General features: G+C 69.0%; 19 protein-coding genes and 1 pseudogene. 6 read left to right on the forward strand and 14 right to left on the reverse strand.

The annotated features are described in order from the left end of the window. Nucleotides 1-29: 29 nt before the first annotated feature. Entirely contained in the window at nucleotides 30-683 is a 654-nt protein-coding gene (locus ACZ69M_RS25230; protein ID WP_470053090.1) for a putative immunity protein, read from the forward strand. 521 nt (nucleotides 684-1,204) lie between these two features. Here ACZ69M_RS25230 and ACZ69M_RS25235 read toward each other — a convergent pair. Both ACZ69M_RS25235 and ACZ69M_RS25240 read right to left on the reverse strand, forming a co-directional pair. Continuing rightward, a complete protein-coding gene (locus tag ACZ69M_RS25235) occupies nucleotides 1,205-1,717 on the reverse strand; it encodes a DUF302 domain-containing protein (RefSeq protein ID WP_470053091.1) in 513 nt (170 codons plus the stop codon). A 687-nt stretch (nucleotides 1,718-2,404) separates the two neighbouring features. Further along, nucleotides 2,405-3,262, reverse strand: coding sequence for an MBL fold metallo-hydrolase (locus ACZ69M_RS25240; protein WP_470053092.1), 858 nt, complete (start codon nucleotides 3,260-3,262; stop codon nucleotides 2,405-2,407). Between the two features lie 263 nt (nucleotides 3,263-3,525). On the opposite strand from ACZ69M_RS25240, the gene ACZ69M_RS25245 reads away from it, so the two are divergent. Together ACZ69M_RS25245 and ACZ69M_RS25250 are read left to right on the forward strand one after the other, a co-directional pair. Next, the gene (locus ACZ69M_RS25245; protein WP_470053093.1) at nucleotides 3,526-4,374 is read left to right on the forward strand and encodes an MBL fold metallo-hydrolase; all 849 of its coding nucleotides are present in this window, start codon (nucleotides 3,526-3,528) and stop codon (nucleotides 4,372-4,374) included. A gap of 264 nt (nucleotides 4,375-4,638) precedes the next feature. Beyond that, nucleotides 4,639-5,244, forward strand: a complete 606-nt coding sequence (locus tag ACZ69M_RS25250) for a CGNR zinc finger domain-containing protein (protein WP_470053094.1) — start codon at nucleotides 4,639-4,641, stop codon at nucleotides 5,242-5,244. Nucleotides 5,245-5,476: 232 nt separating this feature from the next. On the opposite strand, the gene ACZ69M_RS25255 is transcribed toward ACZ69M_RS25250, so the two are convergent. Continuing rightward, nucleotides 5,477-6,199, reverse strand: coding sequence for a hypothetical protein (locus ACZ69M_RS25255; RefSeq protein WP_470053095.1), 723 nt, complete (start codon nucleotides 6,197-6,199; stop codon nucleotides 5,477-5,479). A gap of 156 nt (nucleotides 6,200-6,355) precedes the next feature. On the opposite strand from ACZ69M_RS25255, the gene ACZ69M_RS25260 reads away from it, so the two are divergent. Continuing rightward, a complete protein-coding gene (locus ACZ69M_RS25260) occupies nucleotides 6,356-6,670 on the forward strand; it encodes a hypothetical protein (RefSeq protein ID WP_470053096.1) in 315 nt (104 codons plus the stop codon). A gap of 80 nt (nucleotides 6,671-6,750) precedes the next feature. Here the strand turns inward: ACZ69M_RS25260 and ACZ69M_RS25265 are convergent, their stop codons facing one another. The 6 genes from ACZ69M_RS25265 to ACZ69M_RS25290 all read right to left on the reverse strand — a co-directional run bounded on the left by ACZ69M_RS25265 (nucleotide 6,751) and on the right by ACZ69M_RS25290 (nucleotide 12,835). Beyond that, entirely contained in the window at nucleotides 6,751-7,158 is a 408-nt protein-coding gene (locus ACZ69M_RS25265; protein ID WP_470053098.1) for an ester cyclase, read from the reverse strand. Between the two features lie 154 nt (nucleotides 7,159-7,312). Further along, entirely contained in the window at nucleotides 7,313-8,182 is an 870-nt protein-coding gene (locus ACZ69M_RS25270) for a carbohydrate ABC transporter permease (RefSeq protein WP_470053100.1), read from the reverse strand. Further along, the gene (locus ACZ69M_RS25275) at nucleotides 8,179-9,153 is read right to left on the reverse strand and encodes a carbohydrate ABC transporter permease (RefSeq protein ID WP_470053102.1); all 975 of its coding nucleotides are present in this window, start codon (nucleotides 9,151-9,153) and stop codon (nucleotides 8,179-8,181) included. Before ACZ69M_RS25275 ends, ACZ69M_RS25270 begins: the two co-directional genes overlap by 4 nt. Further along, a complete protein-coding gene (locus ACZ69M_RS25280) occupies nucleotides 9,150-10,502 on the reverse strand; it encodes an ABC transporter substrate-binding protein (RefSeq protein ID WP_470053104.1) in 1,353 nt (450 codons plus the stop codon). Before ACZ69M_RS25280 ends, ACZ69M_RS25275 begins: the two co-directional genes overlap by 4 nt. Next, complete coding sequence (locus ACZ69M_RS25285; protein WP_470053106.1) at nucleotides 10,499-11,500, reverse strand: GNAT family N-acetyltransferase; 1,002 nt, start codon at nucleotides 11,498-11,500, stop codon at nucleotides 10,499-10,501. Before ACZ69M_RS25285 ends, ACZ69M_RS25280 begins: the two co-directional genes overlap by 4 nt. A 138-nt stretch (nucleotides 11,501-11,638) precedes the next feature. Further along, on the reverse strand, nucleotides 11,639-12,835 hold the full coding sequence (locus ACZ69M_RS25290; protein ID WP_470053108.1) for an exo-beta-N-acetylmuramidase NamZ family protein: 1,197 nt from the start codon (nucleotides 12,833-12,835) through the stop codon (nucleotides 11,639-11,641). A 551-nt stretch (nucleotides 12,836-13,386) separates the two neighbouring features. Between ACZ69M_RS25290 and ACZ69M_RS25295 the strand changes: the two genes are divergently transcribed. After that, on the forward strand, nucleotides 13,387-13,836 hold the full coding sequence (locus tag ACZ69M_RS25295; RefSeq protein ID WP_470053201.1) for an SMI1/KNR4 family protein: 450 nt from the start codon (nucleotides 13,387-13,389) through the stop codon (nucleotides 13,834-13,836). A gap of 329 nt (nucleotides 13,837-14,165) precedes the next feature. Here ACZ69M_RS25295 and ACZ69M_RS25300 read toward each other — a convergent pair whose 3' ends face one another. The 5 genes and pseudogenes from ACZ69M_RS25300 to ACZ69M_RS25320 form a co-directional block, all read right to left on the reverse strand. Next, entirely contained in the window at nucleotides 14,166-14,294 is a 129-nt protein-coding gene (locus tag ACZ69M_RS25300) for a hypothetical protein (RefSeq protein ID WP_470053110.1), read from the reverse strand. A gap of 174 nt (nucleotides 14,295-14,468) precedes the next feature. Next, the gene (locus tag ACZ69M_RS25305; RefSeq protein ID WP_470053112.1) at nucleotides 14,469-16,097 is read right to left on the reverse strand and encodes a S53 family peptidase; all 1,629 of its coding nucleotides are present in this window, start codon (nucleotides 16,095-16,097) and stop codon (nucleotides 14,469-14,471) included. A gap of 139 nt (nucleotides 16,098-16,236) precedes the next feature. Further along, the gene (locus ACZ69M_RS25310) at nucleotides 16,237-19,146 is read right to left on the reverse strand and encodes a helix-turn-helix transcriptional regulator (protein WP_470053114.1); all 2,910 of its coding nucleotides are present in this window, start codon (nucleotides 19,144-19,146) and stop codon (nucleotides 16,237-16,239) included. A gap of 764 nt (nucleotides 19,147-19,910) precedes the next feature. Continuing rightward, nucleotides 19,911-20,186, reverse strand: a pseudogene (locus ACZ69M_RS25315) (SDR family oxidoreductase); the annotation flags it as partial. 127 nt (nucleotides 20,187-20,313) lie between these two features. Beyond that, nucleotides 20,314-20,754: a hypothetical protein gene (locus ACZ69M_RS25320; RefSeq protein ID WP_470053116.1), complete on the reverse strand. Its 441-nt coding sequence runs from the start codon at nucleotides 20,752-20,754 to the stop codon at nucleotides 20,314-20,316. A gap of 1,295 nt (nucleotides 20,755-22,049) precedes the next feature. Between ACZ69M_RS25320 and ACZ69M_RS25325 the strand changes: the two genes are divergently transcribed. Continuing rightward, nucleotides 22,050-23,174 (forward strand): PP2C family protein-serine/threonine phosphatase, encoded by a 1,125-nt coding sequence (locus ACZ69M_RS25325; protein WP_470053118.1) that lies wholly within the window; start codon nucleotides 22,050-22,052, stop codon nucleotides 23,172-23,174. The last annotated feature ends 217 nt before the right edge of the window (nucleotides 23,175-23,391 follow it).

Here is a 23,391-nt window from a genome sequence, read left to right on the forward strand (position 1 = left end):
CACTTGCATACGACTGAGCCTCCGCCACCTTGAATCAGCAGTTCGGCGATCCGGTCTGCTTGGGAGCCAGTCGGCATGGCGGCCCGGAGCCGCCCGTGCCGCGGCTGTCCAGCGCAATCAGGGAAGATGGCACCATGACAGGGGAAGCGAGCGAGATCGTTCTGGGCAAGCAGGACCTTCGTGAGGTTGCCGCGTTCGCTGCGGCGTGCGCGGAGGCGGTGCTCGAGATATTCGAGGCCGATCAGCCGGACGACTCGCGGCCTCGAGACGCTATCGGTGCCGCGTGGGAGTTCGCTCGGGGCGGCGAACGCGGGAAATCTCTGCGCGAAACAGCGTCGGCGGCCCTCAAAGCGGCCAAGAGCGCGGACACTGCGGCTGCCCGTGAGGCAGCGTGGGCAGCGATGTCGGCGGCAGGCGCCGCCTACTTGCATCCGCTGGCCAAGGCCACCCAGGTCAAGCACATTCTCGGAGCTGGCGCTTACGCGGCCAGAGCGGCCGAACTCGTCGCCAGCGAAGATCGGAGTGTTGGTGCCGAAAGCCTTGAGCAGACGATGCAACGTGCGACGCCAGTCGTCGTTGACGTGCTCAAACGCTTTCCGGCGGCACCGAGTGGCGGCGGACGGGTTGGTGAGTTGATCCGCATGCTGGACGCCGGCCTTCGTTCGCTCACTCTCGCTGAGTGACTTTCAGCGTCCAGACGGCGCGGCCTCACATCCGTCAGCGGTTGATTTCGAGGTTCGTCAGGACGAGCACGGCGCGCACGAACGGCAGTTGACTGACGTCATGTGGGGCAAGCGATGCCGCTGCCGACGGGACCGTCCAACGGAATCGACCTTCGAGACTCACGGCCCCGGCGACGAATACCACCGCAACGGGCAGCGACGTACTACCTCGGGCTGGGGGCGTCGATATCGACGGCTGCCTCCGGCTGCTCGGCGGCCGGGAGATGACTGAGGCGTTCGTCGGCCTGGAACGAGACGAACCAGTAACCCCGCTTGCACCGGACGGCCGTGAACGCGGACGGCAGGGAGCGTGCGTCGGCGAGTGCCTTGCGCTTGGCTGCCTTGAGGTGGGCCCCGCCCTCGAACCCCCGGGTCGTTCCGGCACGCGCGCGGCCGCGCGCACTCCGGTGCCGAGGGGGAAGCGGGCCGTCAACAGCGGCTTGGCCCTATCGCGCTCGCGGCATGTCGACCGTCCGGAACTGTCACTGGGTCAGTTGCGGGGGCACCTCGCCGCCGAGCAGGGCGACCAGTCGGGCGAGGTGGGCGTCGAGTTCGCGGCCGACGTCGGTGATGCGCGGGTCGCCGTAGCTGGCGAACAGCAGGCTCGGCTGGTCGATGGCCAGTTTCGTGACGCCGTCGAGGTCGATGTACAGGAGGGTCCGCAGGGGGGCGTGGAGCATGACCGATGGGTCGTGGCGGTACATGCGTTCGGCGATGGTGTGGTTGCCCATGAGGTACTGGGTGGCCTTCCAACAAGACGCCGATCCGGTCATCGCCGCGGTGATGTCGCTGCGGTAATAGCGCATGAAGGCGTGCGGAGCGTTGATCTCGGCCAGTTCGAGCGTGGCCTGCCAGGAGGTCGTGTCGTAAAAGCGACTGAGATCGGCCTCGGGGACGAGGGTTTCGTAGTGCTCGCGGGCCGCGTCGTAGGGAGTGGGGAGCCCCACGACAAGCCGCCGGGCGGCGTGGTCGATGACGTCGGTACGCGTGGTCATCTGAAGTTCCTCCGGAAAGGGAACTCGAACCGGGCTGAACCAGGCTCCTGCAACGCGGGGCGGGGGAAGATCCGAACGGCCGCCTTCCAGGTCTCGCGGTCCGCAGCCCGCCGCGTGGCCTGCCGCGGCCGCGGCGTCATCGTCGTGCGATGGGTGCCCTTCACTCCGGGCGCCTCGCAGTTGGAGCGAACGTGTCATGGCCGCGCGGGACCAGGCAGTGCAGAGGACCAGATGTAATCCCCCTTGCGCAGGGGGCATCATCTGCATGCCGAGGCAGAAGGCGGCGGCGCGGCAGGGCGCCTCGGTCGGCGACGCCTGCCTACGGCGTGCGGGGCGACGCTCTGCTGGCAGCTCCTGCCCTGGTCGCGGGCGGTCGGTACTCCCTCCAGGATGGCTGCCGGCCGGCAGGGGCGCGACCCGAGCCGGGCGGGGCGGGCCGGCGTCCGCGCGGTTCATGGCCTCGGATGGCGGCGACCGGGCGGTAGTTCGGCTGCCACATCGTCGTGCGATGAGGGGAGCGACACGGCTCCCTCTCGTGAAGCTGAGGTGACGTGTTGTCGACCCTCGACTCCTTGGTCTGGTCGAGCACCCGGATTCAGTAGCGTGCAGTTACTCAGGTGACCGGCGATGTCTCGCTGGCACCGTTCGTGTCAGCCGCTGAACTGTCGCCACCACGGCTTCTCCGGGTCACTTTCCCAGGAGCCCGATCGCTCCGTACCACACCGGACCCGGGTTGAGCAGATCCGGGTAGAGCCCTGTCAACCGGTCGAAGAACTCGCGGGCGGTCGGGTTTTCGTCGAGCAGCCGGATGGCGTCCAGCAGGTACTGCCGGGTTCGGTCGAGAATGGCGGGATCATCCGGTAGGTCTTTGTTCTTATGGCCGGCCACAACCGTGCGCGGCTCGAGCGCGGCGACGCGATCGATGGCCGTAAGCCATTTCTGCAGGCCGCCATTGCCGCCTTCGAGGATGTACTGGTGCACCCCGTTGTAGGCGACGTCGCCGGCGACTATGAGGCCGATGGACGGTACGTGCAGGACGGACGTCTCGTCGGTGTCCGTGTGTCCGACCTCGACGGCCTGGATCAGGTTGCTCTCCAGTTGGAAGCCGTCGGCGGGAATGGGCTGGGCCAGAACCGGGCTGTCGGGGATCAGACCGGGGAAGCGCTTGTCCCACATCTGCGCGCGCCCGTCGGTGGCCTGCCGATGCATGACCTCGATGGTGCCGCGGGTCGCGTAGACAGTGACCCCGGGGAATCGCTTCACGAGTTCCGCGGTGCCGAACCAGTGATCGCCGTGCCCGTGGGTCGAGTAGATGTGGGTCAGGCGCCTGCCGGACCGCCCGACCCAGTCACCGACCTGTTCGGTCTGATCACGGGTGAAAGGGGGATCGACCAGCACGGCGTCCTCTTCCCCGAAGATCAGCGTTGAGGTCAGCGGTGAGGAGACGAGTCTGTCGCCGTTCGGCAGACGTTCCTCGCCGGCCCGGGGTGTGCCGTCGGATACGAAGGTCTCGTACTCCAGAGAGCTGGGCGCGGATGCGGTCATGATGACTCCTCCCTGAGGGGCGACGTGCGGCCCGCGCGGTCCTCTGTTCACGTACCTGCGGCGGCGGTCCGCTTGCGCAGCGGAATTTCAATGCCTGCACAACGACGACCATACGACATAACCATACACGTCTTGACTCTGTCGTTAAGTCGAGTTACTTTCGGCTGGAGAAGTGCGACAGGCCAGGCAGCATTCACAGGTATCGACATGGCTGATCGGTTACAGCTTCCTCGTGGCTGCCTCTGAGTTCCAAGGAAGCGATCATGCCCGGAGCGCAACTGAGCTGGAGTGTCCACGTGGCGCCGTCGATCCCTACCGAGATCGCGGACCTGCCGCCCGACGTCCCCCAGCGCATGTGGTCGCCCATCACGGCCACACTCATCACAGGCGAGCGCGACGCGGTGCTGGTCGACGGGCTGATGACTGCCGACCAGGCCGACCGGCTGGCCGACTGGGTTGCGGCGAGCGGCATGAACCTCACCACGGTCTTCGTGACCCACGGGCACGGTGACCACTGGTTCGGGCTGGGCACCCTTCTTGAACGCTTCCCTGGAGCGCGCGCAGTGGCGACGCCGGCGGTGGTGGAGCAGATGAAGAAGCAGATGGCGCCGGAGTTCGTGGCGTCCTTCTGGGACAAGCGCTTCCCCGGCCAGATCCCGGACAGGCTCGTGGCCGCGGAGCCGCTGGCCGGCGATCGGCTGGAGCTGGAGGGTCATGACCTTGTCGTCGTGGGACTCGGGCACACGGACACCGATGACACCACCTGTCTGCACGTGCCGTCGATCGACCTGGTCGTGGCCGGAGACGCCGTCTACAACGATGTTCACCTCTACCTCGCCGAATCGCCCGCCGAGGGCCGGCGAGCCTGGCTGAACGCGCTCGACACCATCGCCGCGCTGGAGCCGGCAGCGGTGGTCGCGGGACACAAGAACCCCGACCGTCCGGACGACCCGAAGACAATCGCCGAGACCCGGCGCTACATCCACGACTTCGAGGCGGTCGCAGAGCGCACCACGACCACGCTCGACCTCTACCGCGGCATGTTGGAACTGCATCCTGGCCGCGTCAACCAGGGCGCACTGTGGGGATCGGCGAGGTCCGCCAAGGGCTGAGCGGCCGCGCCTGGCCGCCTGGTCACGCAATGGTCGGGGCGCGCCCGAGGCGAGGAGGTGTCAGCAGAGTGTGTATCCGACGTCCAGAAGCTTCTGTCCGCGACGCACCCGAGCCGCACAGCCTGCATGGGCGAACCCGCCGGACCCCACGCGGGACTTCGGGAAGCCGACGCTCGTCATTCGGAGAGTTACACTTTCAGGCGTAATAAGTAAATAGGCTATGGACATGTTGCTGTAGCTGCCGTCACCGAAAGGGATCCGCGAATGTCCTGGACTGCGACAGCCCGATATGGCCTGGAGCCCGCCCCGGGCGGGCTGGCCTTCGTGCAGGACCTGCTCAACACACTGTCCGCCGGCAAGCCCCGGGAGCCCGACCTCCTGCAGACCGCTGAGGCCGCCGGTGCTTGGCTCGACCAGGCATTGAAGAGCTGGAGTGGCGTGACCCACCGGCCCGCACCCGGCATCGCACTGACAGCCGAGGACGCGCAGGGCCTGCGAGACTTCCGTCATGACCTGAGCCAGAGCCTCCACGCCCAGCTCGGTGACTCGGCGACGGAGGGCGGCCCGGCGGCTTCCCTGATGACCGTGCCCACCGCACTGCGGCTCGATGAGCACGGGGTCATCCACGCCGAGCCCCGCGGTACGGGATGGCGGCAGGTGGCGTCACTCGCCCTCATCGAGGTCTACCAGGCGCAGTGCACCGACACCCTGCGCCGCCTGAAGTCCTGCCGCAACACACGCTGCATGACTGCCTTCTACGACCGCTCCCGCAACAACAGCGGCGTCTGGCACGACGTCCACGTCTGCGGCAACGCTGCCAACCTGCGCAACTATCGCGCGCGCAAGCGGGCCGACGCCGACCAGGTCTGACAGCCGGTCCTCCGGTGCGGGTCCTCGCCGTTGTACCTCGCTTGTCGCCACCTGAGCCGCCTGCCGCAGCAGGGCAGCCTCCTCCGTGAACGGATGCGTCCTGCAAGGAACGCCCCACGGAGTAGCTGGGCGTAGGGGTGGCCGTTGCGGAGGTGGGCCAGCGTGAGCAGGGCTCGCTGTCGCCCGGATGCGCTCCCCGGCGAAGAACCAGGGCTCCGATCGGCTGGTGCTGTCAGGAGTAGTGGGCATCGCGCAGGTCGATACTGACCATGAGGTGATCGTGGTCGGGACGCCCGTCGGACCGGCGGAGGTACGCGCGACGCCTGGTCGGGAACTTGATTCCGTCTGCTTCATCGATGTCGTAGACGTACTGCGCGGCCGCGAAGCCGCCGGCGATGTCAACGTGATAGTCGTGGCGTCTGAGCAGGAAGTCGTCCCCGAAATAGAAGTCCTGCACGGTGCTGTGGCTTGCGATGCCGGGCGGGAAAGTGACCCGCAGATGACGCCATCGCTCAGTTGACGACTCGTTCCACGGTTCCGCCTCCTCTACGCCCATACCGTTCATGATCGCGAAGAACGGCGTGGTCATGTACGTCCACAGGGCGTAGCCGTTGAAGTAGGCGCGGTCCAGTGGATCCCAGGGCGTTTCCAGGGTGTGTCCCTGGAATGACGCTCGTGGATTGAAACGTTCGGCTACGACGGTGCCGTCGGCGCGTTCGATCGCGATGCGGTCCGGTGTGAAGTCCGAGCGCTGTTCGGGAGCCCCGAAAGGGCGCACTGAAGCGTGTTGCTTGTGCATGTCGACAGTCATCCGGCGCGGCTGGAGGTCCTGGGGCAGGCCCTTGGCCGCAAAGAGCTCTCCGTCACTGACGATGGTGGCAGTCACGGTGGTGAGCCGGCCCCACCGCTCTGTGCCGCCATGGGCCTCGAGAACCGCTGAGAGCAGGTTGGTCACATCTCCTCCAACAGCCAGTGAGCCGGGTGCTCGGTTTGCGCCTCACGGAGCCTGGAACGGCCCGGAGACTTTGATGCCGAACGCCCCGCGACCTAGTGGACCCCGTGGGACTTCGACACGTTCGTGAGTAACGCCGCCATGGGCGACAGCGGGCCCATGGCTGAGATACCGGTCCCCACCGGAATCACCGTCCAGACCATCAACCCCGGCCCGTACGAGACCGGCTTCGACGACCGCATGGCCGACACGACCTACCGCTGGCACGACGACACGGTCGACTCCACCCGCGAGGACGACGGCAGGGCCGACTTCGCCCAGATCATGACGGGTCAGTTCGACCCGCAGGACATGATCGACAGGATGGTCTCCGTCATCGGCGCCGAAGACGGCACCTACCGCAACGTGTGGCCGCCCGCCATGGAGGACCTCCTCAAGCAGGCCCAGGAGGGCGCCTGGGCCCGAAAGATCTGACCGGCGCGAACGCGGTGGCCCCGGCGGGGTCGCGACGAGTCGAAGGCCGACCGCCCGATGGCCCGACGGTGTGTACTTGGTCAGGCGAGACCGAGCTGACGGAGCATGCCGAGCTCATCGCTGCTGCCCCAGCGCTCGACCATCTTCCCGTCGGCGAACCGGCTGATCTGCATGCCTCGGTAACTCACCGTTTTTCCCGTCGGACCGTGCCCCATCAGTTCACCGAGATGTGTGCCCGTGATGGTGTAGGAGAACGCGACTTCGTCGTCGGTGGCCATGACGTGCTCGACCTCGATGTGCAGATCGGGGAAGGCCCGCCTCATCGTGGCGAACATCTCCTCATAGCCTTCCGGTCCCGGAACCTGTCCTGGGGCCGGGTCGTGGTCCACAGAGTCGGGCGCCACGTATTCCTCGAGCTCGCCGAGGTGGTCAGTGTTCACCGCTGATCCGAAGCCCTCCAGGATGGCGGCGTTGCTGCTGCGCGACATGACGCGCTCCTTGACGTTGCAGCCCTGGGCGTACACATCGATGATGTGCAGTCGCCCCTTCCTCCCCTCCACGATAGGTGGGGCGGCTTGAGGGGGCCTGCTGGAACGGGAAGTGAGTAGTCGGCGGTCAGCGTGGTGTCGGCGGTTGCGTTCTTCACTTGAGGCCGCTGAGCATGACGCCGCGGATGTAGTACTTCTGCAGCAGCAAGAAGAGGATCAGGACCGGCAGGATGCTCAGGACGAGGCCGGCCATGACGATGGGCATCGTGCGGGTCGGGTCGACATAGTCCTGCAGGAGCTGGATGCCGACGGGCAGGGTCATCACGTCCGGGTTGGCGGTCGAGACGAGCAGCGCCCAGATGTACTCGTTCCAGGCGTCGACGAACGTCAGCAGTCCGAGGGTGACGAGGACCGGCTTGGTCTGCGGGACGACGATCCGCCACCACACGGTGAACTCGCCGGCCCCGTCGATGCGGGCGGCCTCCAGCACCTCGTCCGGGATCGAGACCATGAACTGGCGCATCAGGAAGATCCCGAAGCCGTTGACGAGGAACGGCATGGCGAGCGCCGTGATGCTGACGGTCAGGCCGGCGCCGCCACGCCCGAACAGGTCGTTGCCGCCCGCGAGCGGCCAGTGCACCAGGATCAGGAAGTGCGGGATGAAGAAGAGGAACGGGGGGAACATCATCGTCGACAGCACAAGGCGGAAGATGAAGTTCCTGCCGGGGAAGTGGAGTTTGGCAAGCGCGTAGCCCGCGAGTGACGACGTGAGCAGCACTGATCCGGTGATCACGGTGGTGGCGATGACGCTGTTGCGGAAGAGCACCGGCAGATCGAGCTGGTCGATCGCCGCCCGGTAGTTGGACAGGTCGAACGCCTCGGGCAGAAACCGGTACGGCAGCGTGCCGGACTCGCCGGGCCCCTTGAAGGACGTCATCACCATGTCGAGGAACGGCACCACCGTGAGCACGGCGCCGGTCACGACCACCAGATACGAGAACCACGGGAAACGGCGGCGGATCATGTGTCCTCCCCCTTGCGCCGGAAGATCCACAACTGCACGAGGGTGACCACGAGGACCACCAGGAACAGCACGAAGGCGGCGGCGCTCGCAGTGCCCCAGTCGCCGTACGAGAAGGCCTGGCGGTACATCTCCAGTGCGGCGACATTGGTCGCGTCACCCGGGCCGCCCTTGGTCATCACGATGATCAGCGCGAACGACTGCAGGCCGGTGATGAACTGGGTGATGCACACGAACAGCAGGGACGGCCGCAGCAGCGGCAGTGTGATCTTCCAGAAGACGGTGACGGGCCCGGCACCGTCGAGCGCGGCGGCCTCGTAGTACGACTCGGGGATGGACTTCAGCCCAGCGGTCAGGATGAGGATCGCCGTGCCGACCGAGGCCCAGGCCTGTACGACCACGACCGCGGGCAGCGCGGTGTCCGGGTCCTGGAGGAACGCCACCGAGCCGAGCCCGAGCGCGTTGAGGACGCCGTTGACGAGGCCGCCAGGCTCGTACATGTACTTCCATACGTTGCCGATGGCGACGACGGTCGTGACGATCGGCAGGAAGTACAGGGTGCGCCACAGCCCTTGGAACCGCAGCTTGTCGATGCAGTTGGCGACGAGCACGGAGCCGGCGAGCGCGAGGGCCACGGTGCCCAGGGCGAACAGCAGCGTATTGGTGAGGATAGGCGCCAGGAACGTCGATCCGTCCACGAAGAGGTCGGTGAAGTTGCCCAGGCCGACCGGATCGATGTCGCCGAGGTCGAACCCGGCCCAGCGGGACATCGACAGCAGCAGCGCGAAACCGAGCGGCAGGATCAGGAAGACCGCGAAGAACAGCAACGTCGGGGCCAGGAAGAGATAGGCGACGACGGCTTGGCGGCGTCGAGGCCGGGTCCGGCGGCGGTCCTCGACGGCGGCCCCGGTGGACCCGGCGCCCCGCGGGTTGTGAACCCGCTCGGTCGTCTCCGGTGCCAAGGCGTTCGTCATGAGCGCGACACCTCCTGATCGACCTGACGGCGGATGGTGCGCAGTGACTCGTCGACCGACTGCTGACCGGTCCACAACGCCTCGATGTTCTTGCGCAGCAGCGACTTGGCCTGCTGCGCGCCCGGTACGTTCGGCTCCGGCACCGCGTACGCCAGCGCGTCCAGGAACGGGCGCAGGTTCGGATCGCTGCCTTCGCTCAGGAGTGTCCGCATGTCGTCGGCGCGGCCGGTCAGAGAGCCGACCGACACCTGCAGGGAGCTCATCCGGGTCGCTGTCGCACCCTTCTTGGTGCTCTTCGTGTCCACCTTCTCGGTGTTGAGCCAGCGCAGGAACTCCCAGGCCTCGCCCGGGTGTTCACTGGCCGTGTTGACCCCCAGCATGAAGCCGGTCGAGAGCGTGCCGCGCTTGTCGTCCGCCTCAGGGACAGGCAGCGGAGCGACGCCGACATCGCTGTAGGCGCTGCCCATCTCGGTCTTCAGGCTTCCGGTCCACCAGCCGGCGCTGACCATCATGGCCACCTGTCCGGACTGGAACGCCTTGTAGACGTTGACGCCGGGGGCGCTCGCACCTTTGACGACGAGGCGGTGCTCCAGATCGAACACGGCCCGGCCGGCCGGCGAGTCGATGGCGGTGCTCCTGCCGTCCGCGGAGACGAACGTACCGCCCGCGGCGTTGAGCAGGGCGAGCGTCTGGCCGACGGTGGTGGAGTCGTCGTAGGTCGACAGCCCGAACCCCTGGACCAGCGTGTTGCCGTACCGGTCCCGCTTGGCGGTGCGGTAGGCCGCCTCCTCCAACTCACTCCAGGTGCGCGGAGGATGCCCGATGCCGGCCTCGCGCAGCAGCCGCTTGTTGTAATAGAGGGCGTACGTCTGCACCTCGGTGGGGTAGCCGTAGATCCTGCCTCCCACCGACGAGGCGCCGACCGCGGCCCCGCCGTAGCCGCGCCTGATCTCCTCGGCGTGCTCGGACGGAGCGGGCCGCAGGACGCCGGCCTGGACGAGCTGGCCGTTCCACAGGCAGTAAGGATGGAGGATGTCGGCGCCCTGCCCCGCGGCCTGCCGGACCATGAACGTGGTCAGCAGGTCCGTGAACTCGACGGCCTTCGTCCGCACCTTGACCCGGTCATGAGTGGCGTTCCACTCGTCGACCGGGCGCTGCAGAGCCTCCTTGAGCGTCCCGCTCGCGTAGTGGGAGAGCAGGGTGAGGACGATCGGATCCCCGGGCCGACCGGTGCCCTCGTACGGCGCGGCGCATCCGGAGGCGAGCAGGGCCGGGGGGAGCAGCGCCCAGGGGAGCACAAGCGCGAAGTGACGGCGGCTCAGACCACCGGTTCGGTGTGACGGCGTCATCGGGCGGCCTCCCGGCGCATCACGCGAAACACCCGGGTCGTGGTGAAACCGCTCTTGCGGTACAGGTGGCCCGCCGGGGACTGCTCGCCGGTCCACAGGAACCACGCGGAGTGCGCACGGCGCGCCCGCATTCGCTCCAGGACCAGGTGGAGCAGGACCTTGCCGAGGCCGGTGCCGCGCATCTCCTCCAGCACGCCGAACGGCCCGAACCGCTCGTCCACCGAATCGAACGTGCCGTGCATCGCCCAGCCGACCAGGCGGCCCGAAGGGTCCCGGGCGACGACGATCCGGTCGAGCGGCGTGCCCGCGGCCAGACACTGCCGGATCGTGCACGCCCAGTCCGGGCCGAAGTGGTTCCCCGCGAGCGCGAACAGGTCCACCAGGTCGCCGTCGCACGGAGTGGCGAACCGGTAGCCCTGCGCCGTCAGTTCGTCCAAGCGGCACGCGACATCCTCCGGGATGCGATAGCCGACCAGGCCGCGGTCCATCGCCGCCGCCTCGTACAGCGTGCGAAAGCCCAGGGACTCAAGGAGCCCAGCCGCTTCCGGGTACGCCTCGGCGTCCAGGCCGGGAAGGACGTAGTTCGGCGTGTACGAGGAGAAGTCCACCCGGGTGCGGCCGTGGCCGTGCAGCCAGTCGAGGGCTTCGGTCAGCAGTCGGCGGCCGAGGCCACGCCCGCGGGCGGCCGGATCGACGAAGAAGAACGGGATCCAGCCCTGCTCCGGCTCCAGATCGGTGCCGGTCATCGGTGTCAGGCGGCGCACCGCGTAGGCCGCGCCGACGACGCGGTCGCCGTCGACGGCGACCCGTAGGCCCTCCGGATCGAAGTTGGCGTCGAGCAGCACCAGGGAGCGGAAGCGGTCCGGGGTGATGGAGTCGGTCGGCGCGCTCCGGCGCCACGCCTCCACCAGCCCCGGGCCGTCGCCCGCGCCAAAGCCGCGAATCTCGAGCCCGGATGACGTCGTGCGATCGGTCGTCGACGGGGTTGTCGTCAGCAATGGGGTTGTCCTTCCCTACGCAGATCACGGACGGCGTCGAAGGTCGCCCGCGGTGTCGGCGACGGTGTCGGCGACGAGGCTGGGCGTGGCGTTGGTGGTGGCAGAGGGCAACGCGTCGCGGCGGCGGGCCGGGAGGTCTCAGGAGTAGAGCAGCACGTCCTCGCCGGCCCACCGGCCGGGCGGCGCCGGCGGAACGCACAGCGGCAGCGGGTCGTCGCCCGCGTCGACGGCGCGCCGCAACCGGTCGGACCCCCACAGCAGGTCGATGAAGTGACGGTGGCCGGTCCCTTCCACGCCCCCGCCCGAGGTACGCCAGTCGAAGTCCTCTGGGTACAGCCGCCGCAGCGTGGCGAGCATCGCGACGGCGGTACGCACGGGCGCGAACACCTCGCGATCGGTGATGTGGAGCTGGACTCCGCGCAGCGGCCGTCCGGCGTGTTTGTGGAAGGTCGGTACGTACCGCAGATCACGGAAGTGCACTCCAGGCAGGGCGAGCTCGGCGAGCGAGGGCGCGAACCGCGCGTCGATGTACGGGGCCCCGACGATCTCGAAGGGCTGCGTGGTACCACGGCCCTCCGAGAGATTCGTCCCCTCGAACAGGCAGGTGCCGGGGTAGAACATGGCGGTGGCCGGCGTCGGGATGTTCGGCGAGGGTGCGACCCACGGCAGGCCGGTGGCCTCCGCCTCCATGGCGCGCCGCCAGCCGTAAGCCTCGATCACCGTCAAGTCGGCGGCATTGCCCACCACTTGGGGCACGGCCGACGCGTTGAGATGCCGGGCAAGTTCGCCGCAGGTGAGGCCGTGGCGGACGGGTACTGGGGCGCGCCCGACGAAGCTCGCCCACGCCGGGTCGAGCAGCGGGCCCTCGCTGACGAGTCCACCGAGGGGATTCGGCCGGTCGGCGACCACGAACCGTACGCCCGTACGAGCCGCCGAGACCATCAGGTCGAACATGGTCCACACATAGGTGTAGAACCTGGCCCCGATGTCCTGCAGGTCGTACACGAGGGCGTCGACGCCGCTGTCGGTCAGCAGTTTGTCGAGGCGCTCGCCGCTGCACCGGTATGTGTCGTGGACCGGCAGGCCGGTGGTGGGGTCCGCCTGAACGGCCTCGCTCTCGCCCGCCTGGCCGGTCCCGTGCAGCCCGTGCTCGGGACCGAACAGGGCGACCAGCCGCGCGCCGGCCTCGAGCAGCGCGGGCGCGGCCGGGCGCAGGTCGGAGAGGACGCCGGTGTGGTTGGTCACCAGCCCGAGCCGGCCGGGCCCGGCAAGTCCGGGCGACGCGTGCAGTCGTGCGATGCCCGTTGTCACCGCGACGCGGTCGTCCGCGCTCATCCTTCACCCCCGTCTGCCGGTGGCATCTCGAAGCGATGGTCAGAAATGTACTTGCATATCCTGGAATGTTGCCACGATTCGCCAGCGGTTCGTGGCAAGGGTGGGCGCGGGGTCTCTCGCGGCGGCGGGCACGCGTCGCGTGGACGCGCCCAGGAGGGAACGAGGAGTGAACCTGAATATGGTTCAGGCAAAGATTCGCGTGGAGCGTGACGGGGCGTCACTTACCTGGCATCGTCACCCGACGTCGATACCCCGACGGTGTTCGACCTGCTTCCCGACCGTTCGTCCGACACGCTCGTCGCACGGGTGAGCGTGTGCCCCGGCGCGGAGGCCATCTGCCATGGCCGCGGCAGCAGTTGTGGCCGCGCCGCGACCATGGCTGGGCGGGGCCGAGGGGCATGTGAAGAGACTCACGACCCTGAAGAGGGCAGATGTACAACCGCGTCGGGCTTCCGCCACTGCGGAGGAGCAACCCTCTGGCCACCCGAAGGCGGCCACTCATAGGGTGATGGGGACGAGAGAAGACGGACCATGGACCCCGCGTACCCCGCCTGCGCCGCAAGCTGGCCAGGATCCCTTTCCCACCGTGGCGCAGCCACTCCTTTGGAGAGGAGCACGACCAGCTCCGCCTCGGCCCGAAGCTGACGGAATCGCGCATCGCGGAGTTCGAGGCCGAGCATGACATTGCTCTTCCTTACGCGTATTGGCAGTTCCTTACGCACATCAGCGGCTCAGGAGCAGCACCGTTCTACGGCGTCATGCCACTGGAGCAATGGCCCATGCTCGTCATGAATCCCGCCGAAGAACCGGGAGCGCCGCGCGGCTTCGACGTCGCAGACCACGATGGGGGCCCCAACGTGTCCTCGGCCACCGACTTCCTCGACTGGTACGAACGCCGGCTCGATCAGAGGAACGATGGACGCGACAATCGGGCCCCGGAACTCACCTCGCCTCGACTCCGCGCACACCCGAACCGCCATCGCCTGGCACCGAAGATCTGACTCTCCGAAGCCGCTTCACGATAATCTGCCTGAACCTTGAATACCGGACGTCCCGGGCGGTGGCCGCTCGGCTGCGCGAGCACGGAGAGCCGCACACCGCGAGAAGGTGATGCTCTGGAGCAAGTCTGCCAGGACATCACCAATGGGTCTTGCCCCTCGCGGCCTGGTTCGGGAGAGTGCCCGGGCGTCATCGGTCGGTAGCGCTGCCTGGAGCTCATCGATGGCGGCCTGCTGCGTGTGTGATGCTGCTCGCCCAGATCCGAGCGAGCCGACACCGATGTCCACAGGGACTGCTTTCGCTGCCGTGGCTGCGACGAACGGGCGAGTCGTCAGCCCTCCTCAGGGCCCGGTTGCCGATCCACAAGGCGATGTTGGTCTGCGGCGTCTCCCGTGAGCGCCTCGGTGCGGCGGACCTCGATCGCCAGATCGCTGTCGAGACTGATGGTGACCTTCGCCAACGCGACTCCCCTGAGAGGCTTGCCGCGCGGTCTACGCCGCGAGCCGGACCCGAATTCATCTTGTGCGAGGGGTGCGAGACGCGTGCGGGACGCAGGGGTGGGACGGAACCGCAGCGCGGGCCGGGAGTGATCCCGGCCCGCGCCCTAGTAGTCGGCACTCACATCCGCTGGGGATCAGCCGAGCAGCTTGCTCGCCAGGGTCGCGGCGTTGTACGAGCCCCAACCGGTGGTGAAGTCCCAGCCGGTGGCGGCGGAGTAGTCGCCGTTGCTGCCGCTGGTGATGTCGTGGAAGCCGGTGCCGCTCGCCGTGTAGAGGGCGGGGTTGGCGAAGCCGAGGTTGGCCTTGCCGGCCGCCGAAGCCTGCTGGTTGTACAGCGCGGCGAACGCCGCCCACTCGGGCGCGGCGGCGCTGGTGCCGCCGACCGAGCTCCAGCTGCCCTGCGAGTAGATCGAGACGCCGGGGCTGGGGTTGGCGTGGGCCGAGACGTCCGGTACCTGGCGGTAGCCGCCGCCGGCGCTCTTCTGCACCGCGGTCTGCCAGCTGGGGATCTTGAAGACGGAGGACTTGCCGCCGCCGCCCCCGGACCAGGCCACCTCCTTGCTGAAGGCGTTGGCCGAGGTGACGGTCAGCTTGGTGCCGCCGACGCCGGTGACGTACGGGTCGCTCGCCGGGTAGTCGACGGAGGTGCCGCCGTCGCCCGCGTCGTCCGAGCCATCGTCCCCGGAGGCAGCGTAGAAGCCGAGACCCTCGGCCGCGCCTGCCTTGAAGACGGCGTCCACGGCGTTGATGTTGGAGGTGGTACGCGCGCTCTCGGCGGCGCCCCAGCTGATCGACGTGGTCGGAATGCCGCTGTCGACGATGGCCTGGTAGGTGTCGACCTCACCGGCGTCGGAGTTGGGGCCCTCGAAGACCGTGACGTTCGCCTTGGGGGCGATCGCGTGCAGGACCTCGATGTCCAGCTCGACCTCGACCTGGCCGTCGCCGAGCGAGCCGGAGCCACCGTCCACCTTCTGGACGGTCGGAGTGGGCGAGCCCAGGCTGTAGTTGGTGTCGTACTTGGTGATGTTCGACTGCTGGAAGCCGTCGAACTCCAGCAGCGCGATCTTCTGGCCGCTGCCGGTGTACGTACCGGAGACGTTGTAGCCGCCCTTGAGCTGGGCCGGGGTGTAGCCGCCGCCCGGGCCGTTGTGGGGGGTCACGGTGGTGGGCGCCTGGTGGTGCAGCTGGGCGCGGTTGTTGAGGCCGGACACGTCGCTGACGAGGGAGGCGATGGCGGTCGGCAGAGTCGGCGCGGTCTCGTTGGCGTAGAAGGAGCGCCCGGACTTGGTGTCCTTCCAGGTCGACAGCTTGGTGCCGAAGGCCTTCTCCAGCTGGGCGGCGGTACCGCTGGCGTCGACCAGCAGGTTCCCCGAGTGGACGGTGCCGACGGTGAGCCCCTGCGCGCGCAGGTAGTCCTTGAGCTGCGTGATCTCGGCATCGGTCCGGCCGAAGCGGGCCGTGAACTGACGCTTCGTCAAGTAATGGCCGTAGGAGCTCGACCGCGGGTTGCTGACCTTGGCGACGAAGGTGTCGAGCGCCTTGCCGTTTCTGGGGGCGAGGCTGATCGCCACCGATATCCGCTTCCCGGCGGCGACGTTGCCGGTGTGGGTCGCGTTCTGGTTCAGGTTCTTCAGGACATCTCCGGTGATGGCCGCGCGGGTTGGGTGCGGCTGGGGGGTGCCGGCGGCGTAGGCGGTGGGGACGGCGGCGGCGAGCAGGGCCGGCACGGCGACCAGGCCGAGCAGTTTCAGGCGTGACTTCACTGAGGTCCTCCGGAGAGTGGGGGTGGTGTCCCGGAAGGGGAACGGCTTCACCGTAGGAACATCAGCCCCACCCGCATAAGCGGGGGAACCCTTGCGTCACGTGTTAACTGCGGATGTCATGTGAACCGCGGATGTCCCGTCAACGGCGTGTGCCGCGCGCACGGGGAATCCGGACGCGGCCGGGCTGACTCACCATCACTGCCTGGGCCGGGGGCTTCACCTGGTCGTCGTCGCCGGAATCCACTGCCGCCCCGGACGCGATGACGGCGACCGCCATCGCATGGGCGAGCGCGGTGCGCGAGCGGACCCCGACCTTGCGGTAGACCCTCGACAGGGCACCTTCCACCGTCTTGACGCTGATGAACAGCTCTGCGGCGACTTCGCGGTTGGTGGCCCCGCCGCCGACCAGTCCGGCGATCCTCGCTTCCGTGGGGGTGAGTTCGGGCCCGCCCGCGCCTGCCGAACCGCTCCGCTCTCCGGCCTCCAGCCGCGCCAGTTCGTCCCTGGCCCGCCCCGCCAGCGGAGCGGCACCGATCAGCGTCGCGGTCTCCAGGGCCTCGCCGAGGACCGCGCGCGCCGTGTTCCTGTGGCGGGCCCGGCGCTCGACCGCGCCGAGCGCGATCAGGGCGCGTACCAGCTCCACGGGCAACGGAAGTTGACGCAGGCGGTCCACGGCCGCACGCAGCAGTACCGCCCCCTCCTTCGCCCGGCCGAGCCCCGCCTCACGCAGCCCCTCCGCCCGCTCCAGAGCCGCGAGTACGCTCCCGGGCGCATCACCGGACGCACGTGTGCGGGCCTCGCGGAGCACCGCCCCGGCCGCGTCCGTCTCGCCCAGGACGACCAGGGCCTCGGCCAGGTCGCTGTACCAGTGCAGCAAAGGCGGGTCGGCGGCGGACATGGCCTCACCGAGTTCCTTGACGCGTTGCAGCGCCTCGACCGCGGCCGCAGCCCCCCGTGGGTCGCCGACGAGCAGCTCGGCCTGCCCGAGCACCGCCAGCGCGCGCAGCAGGAACAACCGGTCGCCATCCGCCTCCGAGGCCCGTACCGCCTGCTCGGCGAGGTGCCGGGCCTCGTCGGCGGTGCCGCCCGCGGTCGCCGCGAGCGCCGCCGCATACAGCGCCGGAGCCGCCTGTACGCCCGTCTCGGCCATGGCACGCGAGCAGCGGGCGGCGGTCCGCAGCGCCTCCCGGCAGTCCCCGGAACGCACCTGAATACGAGTCAGCGACACCAAGGTCGCCATGACCTCCTCGACCCCGGCGAACTCGCCGATTTCCGCAAGGAGTCCGGCGACCTGGTCCCGAGCCTCGGTCACCTTGTCGGAGTCCAGGGCGAGGATCGCCCGCATCCGGATCAGTCCCCAGCTTTCCGGGCCGGCGTCGGCGCCGCCGACCAGAGCGAGTGCCTCCTCGAGCGCGGCGTCCGCTGCGAGCGGTTCCCCGGCCAGGGACCGCACCCGGGCGAGGGTGGCGAGCGCCCCGATCCGAGTGTCGGTGTCGCCGGCCCGGGCCGCATGCCGGGCAGCGCGCCGGGCATGCCGGGCTGCCTCCTCCAGCTCCCCGCACAGCAGGCCGCGTACCGCCGCCCAGTGGTGCAGCCATGCCTCGGCCTCCGGGTCGCCGTCGGCGTCCCGGAGACCCTCCTCGATCAGGTCATGGACGCCCTCCAGCGCCTGCCCGGCGTTGCGCAGCAGGACCAGCCGGGCGCGCACCCGCTGCCGTGCCGAGCCCGACTTGGCGAGGACGGTCTCGGCCGCCTGCCCCGCCTCCTCCAGTTGTCCGGCGTCGCATGCGTACTCTGCCGCGGCCAGCAGCCGTTCGGCGCGATCCGCGGAGCGGTCGCCGGGGGTGCGTCGGACAGCGAGTTCGGCCAGTTCGAAGGCGGCGTCGGGGGTGCCGTGGCGGCGCGCGGACTCGGCCGCCGACATCAGCGTGCGGGCAGTGGTCTCGTCCTCGTGCGGGTGGGCGAGAGCGAGGTGGCGGGCCTGTTCCACGGGCTCGGTGACCGAACGAGCGAGCAGCGCGTGTGCCTGCCGGCGGCCGTACTCCGGGGCGTCGGCATAGACAGCGGCCCGGATCAGCGGATGGTGGAAACGTATGGTTCCGTCGGCGTCGGCCGCCGCGACGCCGAGTCGTTCGGCCTCCGCGAGGTCCGCGGCGGGGTCCTGGAGCCCGGCGGCACGCAGCAGAGTGAGGCTCGGGCGGGCGGCGGCGCTCGCGACCAGGAGGGTGCGCCGCACTGTTTCCGGCAGCGTACCCGCCTGGTTCAGCAGCAGGGTACGAAGCCTTCGGGGTACGGGCAGCGTCCGGCCGAAGCCGACGGGACCTCGCTCGCGTGTGGCCGCGCGCCCCAACTCCAGTGCGTACCACGGGTTCCCGGCAGCGGTGGCCTGGACGGCCCGCAGCATTGCCGGCGGCAGGTCGGCACCGATGCCGGTGCGCACGAGGTGTGCCACCTCGCCGTCCGTCAGCGGAGGCACGGGAAGTTCGACGGTGCCCGGCGGGCAGCAGCGCAGCCGTTCGGGCTGCTCGCCGTCGGCCACCCGCTCGGCGGCCACCACGCGTATGTCGAGGCCCTCGACGCGGCGTACGGCGAAGGCGAGCACCTCGGCGCTGGGCCCGTCGAGCCACTGGAGGTCGTCGATGACCAGCAGAACGGGGCCGGTGGTAGCGAGGTTTCGCAGCACGTCGAGGACGGCGACACGCACCGCGAGACGGCTCTGGTCGTCGACCGGTTCCCGGCCGCGCAGCAGGGCCGCCCGCAGAGCTGCGCGGGGCGCGGGCGCCAGAGCCTCCAGGCAGCTCTCCGGCACGCGCGCGAACAGGTCGATGAGGCCGACGAACGGGAGCCGGGTGTCCTCCTCCGTGGGCGAGCAGTGCAGCACCGTGCCGGCCGACCGGTCGTGCGCGGCCAAGGACTCCAAGAGGGCGGCCACGAGCACGGACTTGCCGATCCCCGCGGGACCGTGGAAGAGCACTCCGGGACGGGCCGTCAACTCGGCCCGGGCGATGTCGAGCAGCTCGCGGCGCCCGGTCAATGACCGTACGTCCATGGCAGTCGCCCGCCCTTTGCCCTGGAGGTGGCACTCGCGGTCGTAGCACACGCTGCGCCCGGTGACGGGATGCGAACGGCGCCGAGGGCGGAGCCGTCAGCTCGGCGAGTGGAGTGGATCCCAGGGCATCGCAGCATGTGTTCATCACAACCTTCGCGGATTCGGCTTGTCAATGACGTCTGTCACGCCGCCTGTACGGCAGGTCCCTGCGGGTGAGCGTCACAAGGTGCTCGTACGTCAGCGGGAGGTCCGGGCGTTTGCCGGTACGAGCAACGCCTGTACCAGAAAGGCGGTATGACGGATACTCATACCGAACCTTGAGGCCGATGGCGCGGGTCGCGTGATGCGGCCCGGCGTCGGTGGGAACTCGACGCCGCCCCTGGAGCGTCCGAGAAGAGCGGATTTCAGTCGCAACCTGTGCCGACGCGGGATGTGTCGTCGTTCCTCCCAGTCGGGCGCGGGTCGGTGGGACGGGCCGGTTCCGGGTGACGTCTCGGGCCGGGGCCGCATCGCCGACTATGCGGCTCCAGCCCCTCCCAGGGTGCCCAGCGGGGCAACTCCACCGTCTCGCACCGCCGGGAGGGTGTCGTGTGAGGGCCGATCGAGGGGCTCGGTCCTCGTCCCTGTCTGGGGACATGAGGCCGCCGTCCACATCAGGGACGACCAGAGTCTCTTGGGGAAGTGCTGGCCGTAGCTGCTCGTTGAGGGCCATGACCGGCATGGTCGCCTCGTATCGGATGGCGACCTTCTCACTTCTCGGGCCGCTACGGATCGTCGCCGCTGGTGATCGCGCGACGGATGTCGCCCGCGGGTCGGATCTGGTTCTCGCCGCCGTCGACGTACAGATTGGCTCCGAGGATGAAGCTGCTCTGCCCGGAAGCGAGGAAGGCCACCACCTCGGCGACCTCGTCCGGGCGCCCGATCCGGCCCAGTGGAACACCCGCGGCGAACTGTGACTTGGTGAGGGGCGTGTCTCCCGCGGCCACTGCGTCGAGTCCAGGAGTGTCGATGGTGCCCGGGGAGATCGCCTTGACCCGGATACAGAGCCGAAGTGGAGGTTGCCTGTACCCGACTGCGATGAGCGCGGTCGCCTCGTAGCGGACGGGGAGAGGGCGCGTTTTTGAAGTGCTTGGCCTTCATGATGCGCGTGGCCGAGGCGACGAGGCCTCAGCGGTCCGGGACAGGCGGGTCGATGGTGTCCGGGTCCGCCTGCCACCACGGCGCCGACGTGATGTCCTCGATGATCTGCCGCCAGCCTTTCGTCCGGTGGCCTCCCGTAGGGGCGCTGTCGTCCAGCCAGATCTCTGTGCCCACGGGGAGATCTGCGGGCTCGCGGTTGCCGCCTATGGTCAAGGTGAATTCCGGGTCCGACGGGCTGCTGTGGCTGTAGTAGACGCCGCCCCGGCTCCATGCCTCGACGCCGAACCCGGCCAGCGGTGCCTGCCATGTCCCCTCGCCCGGGAAGAGAAGCAGAAGCTTGTCGCCCGGCATTGGTATGTCCAGGTCTTTCACCCGTGACGCCAGCTCCTTGATCCGTACGGTGGGTTTGACCTGGAGGCCGAAGCCGGTGCGATGCGAGCTCTCCACGGTGAGCAGGTAGTAGGGCACGACGGATCTCCCGGGGCGACAGGCTCGTGCGTACGACAGGCGTATCTGACCACGTTGCGGTACTCGCGTTCAACGTCGTCAGAGCCACTTGTGGATGCCGGTGATGGTGACTGTGGCTTCGAGGCCGACGGCGAGTCTGTCGTACCTCGTGGCCGCTGTCCGGTGGCGCTTCGGGCGATTGAGCCAGCACTCCGCCGCGTGACGTTCCGTGTAGGCGTTCTTGTCGAAGTGCGCGTGATCGCGTGATGAGGGCGCGCGTGAGCGCGGGGGACAGGGGGACCTCTCCGGAGGCCACGGTACGGATGCCGTCGAGGAGCGCGGCCGGGCGGATGGCATCGGTCGCGGCGAGGCCGTCGGTGGCCTCAGCGACCACATCCATGTCGTTGCAGGAGTCGAGCGGGATCCGGAAGGTGGCCCGCGGCAGGGTCTGGTCGTCGACTAGCAGCACGCGCATGGTTATGGGGCTCGTCCGGGTGTCTGGAGTGGATGGGGAGTTCGGCGTCACGGCGAAGCCACCTGCGGGGCGGTGGCCCGCCTGCAGGTGGCCGGCTGCGGACTGGGCGCGCTCCCGCATGCCGATGAGGCCGAACCCGCCGCCGGGAGCCGGTGAAGGAGGGGTGCCGCCGTCGTCACTGACCGTGCGGGTCAGCCGGTCCCGGGTGAGACCATCGGCCATATGAGGGGTGTCACCTCGCTGGCCAGGAGTGATGACGCATGCGAGCGGCCGCCGTCGGCCATCGCTGGCGTGGTGGATCTTGGAGCTGAAGCTGCCCGCGAACGGCCGAGGGTCTCGTCGCCCCCATGCGTGGCCGGGCGAATGCGGGTACCCGGGCCGCGGGACGGACGCAAGATCCGTCTCCATATACGCCTCCATCTCCCCACCCGCCTCCGCCGTCCGCCGTCCGGCGACCGGGCCCGCCCGATGCCCCGGCAGACCTCGCCCAGAGCATCCGGCACCTTGCGGACCCAGCGGTGCGGACCCAGCGGTGCGGGCCCAGCGGTGCGGGCCCGGCCGACCGCGCCGCCGTCAGGATCGCGTCCGTGCCGCGACAACCACGCCTCCCTGCGGCGTTGGCGGACCAATCGAGTGGGGGATTTTGGCGAGCGTTGCGCCTGCGGCGAGCCGGGGCCGCCCGCTGGTTCAGTATCCGGGCCGTGCCGAGCAGGGCAAGGGCGCCTTCCGTGTCACGGTCGGACCTGGTGCGCGGCGCTCCGGCTGTGGGGTGCCGCAGGCGCGGTAGCAGTGCCGCCTGTCGGCGCGGGCACCGGGGCGCGATGCGGTGTATTCAGGACATATGCTTTCTGGCCGGCTCGGTAAAGATCACGGTTTGTCAGGGGAGCCACGTCATGCCCTGCTGGTGGTACCGATCGCGTTGATCGCGATTGTCACGGTGGTCGACATACTCGCTCCGCCCAGCGTCCACCTCGGGCCCTTTCTGGTCGCCGCACCCGCTCTCACCGCGTCGTTCGCAGGGCCCTGGGCGACCGGCCTGATCGGCGCGCTCGCCGTCCTGGCCCAGACCGTGGTCGCGGTGATCCGCACCAGCCTTATTGATCTGAACCACACCTTCCAGCTCATCGTCCTGGTCCTGATGTCAGCGCTCGTGACCTTCTTTGCCCACCTGCGAGGACGCCATGAAAGGGAAGTGATCCGACTGCGCTCGGTGGCGATGGCCGCGCAAGAGGTGGTGCTCAAGCCGATTCCCCAACGGATCGGCCCGTTGCGTATCGCCTCTGTCTACCTGGCCGCGGAGACCGAGGCGCAGATCGGTGGCGACCTCTATGCCGCCGCCCGCACAGCCAAAGGAACTCGGATCGTCATCGGCGATGTCAGGGGCAAGGGCCTTGAGGCGGTCGGGGACGCAGCCCTCCTTCTCGGCGCATTCCGGGCCGCGGCCCACAGACAGGCCGACCTGCCCGCGCTGGTCGCCTTCCTGGAGGGAACCGTCTCCTCGGACCTGGACGACCCCGCGGCCCCCGAAGGTGAGGCCGAGGATCGCGGCGAGGCATTCATCACCGCCGCCGTGCTGGACGTCCCGGACCACGATCCGGCCCTTCACATGATCAACTGCGGGCACCCCCCGCCGCTGCTGCTGCGCGGTGGCCATGTCGGCCTGCTCGAGGTGCGACACGCAGCCCCTCCTCTGGGTCTCACCGAATTCGTGGGATCCGAGCTCTTCCCGGAAACGTTCGCCTTCGAGCCCGGCGACATCGCCCTTCTCTACACCGACGGCGTCATCGAGGCCCGCGACCGGAACGGCACGTTCTACCCGCTCGCGGAACGAGTGGCCGGCAAGTCCGGCAAGGGTCTCGACGCTCTCCTGGCCGACCTGTGCGCGGACCTGTTGCACCACGCCGGCGGATGTCTGGATGACGACGCCGCCATGGTGGCGATCGAGCGCATGCCGGGGTCATGGTGAGCACCGGCAGGAACAACTCGCGCCTCCCGCGCTGCTGGGGCCGCTGGGGGGATCGGATCGGCCGTAGCCGGTTGGGCGGCCGGCGGGGCGTGGTTCTGCTGCGGGTACAGCGGCCTTACGGGGTGGCTGTGCTCGCTCACGGTGGAGCTGGGCGGCCGCGCGGCGGGCCGGGCTCGGCTACTCAGACTCCTGACGGCACCGTCGGTGCCGGACCGGG

Source organism: Streptomyces sp. NPDC107454, assembly GCF_055582885.1.

Excerpts from the sequence above, each read along its gene's own strand:
- ACZ69M_RS25235 (WP_470053091.1), bottom strand. The coding sequence starts at position 1,717 with ATGACCACGCGTACCGACGTCATCGACCACGCCGCCCGGCGGCTTGTC.
- ACZ69M_RS25240 (WP_470053092.1), bottom strand. The coding sequence starts at position 3,262 with ATGACCGCATCCGCGCCCAGCTCTCTGGAGTACGAGACCTTCGTATCC.
- ACZ69M_RS25245 (WP_470053093.1), top strand. The coding sequence starts at position 3,526 with ATGCCCGGAGCGCAACTGAGCTGGAGTGTCCACGTGGCGCCGTCGATC.
- ACZ69M_RS25250 (WP_470053094.1), top strand. The coding sequence starts at position 4,639 with ATGTCCTGGACTGCGACAGCCCGATATGGCCTGGAGCCCGCCCCGGGC.
- ACZ69M_RS25260 (WP_470053096.1), top strand. The coding sequence starts at position 6,356 with ATGGCTGAGATACCGGTCCCCACCGGAATCACCGTCCAGACCATCAAC.
- ACZ69M_RS25265 (WP_470053098.1), bottom strand. The coding sequence starts at position 7,158 with ATGTCGCGCAGCAGCAACGCCGCCATCCTGGAGGGCTTCGGATCAGCG.
- ACZ69M_RS25270 (WP_470053100.1), bottom strand. The coding sequence starts at position 8,182 with ATGATCCGCCGCCGTTTCCCGTGGTTCTCGTATCTGGTGGTCGTGACC.
- ACZ69M_RS25275 (WP_470053102.1), bottom strand. The coding sequence starts at position 9,153 with ATGACGAACGCCTTGGCACCGGAGACGACCGAGCGGGTTCACAACCCG.
- ACZ69M_RS25280 (WP_470053104.1), bottom strand. The coding sequence starts at position 10,502 with ATGACGCCGTCACACCGAACCGGTGGTCTGAGCCGCCGTCACTTCGCG.
- ACZ69M_RS25290 (WP_470053108.1), bottom strand. The coding sequence starts at position 12,835 with ATGAGCGCGGACGACCGCGTCGCGGTGACAACGGGCATCGCACGACTG.
- ACZ69M_RS25310 (WP_470053114.1), bottom strand. The coding sequence starts at position 19,146 with ATGGACGTACGGTCATTGACCGGGCGCCGCGAGCTGCTCGACATCGCC.
- ACZ69M_RS25325 (WP_470053118.1), top strand. The coding sequence starts at position 22,050 with ATGCTTTCTGGCCGGCTCGGTAAAGATCACGGTTTGTCAGGGGAGCCA.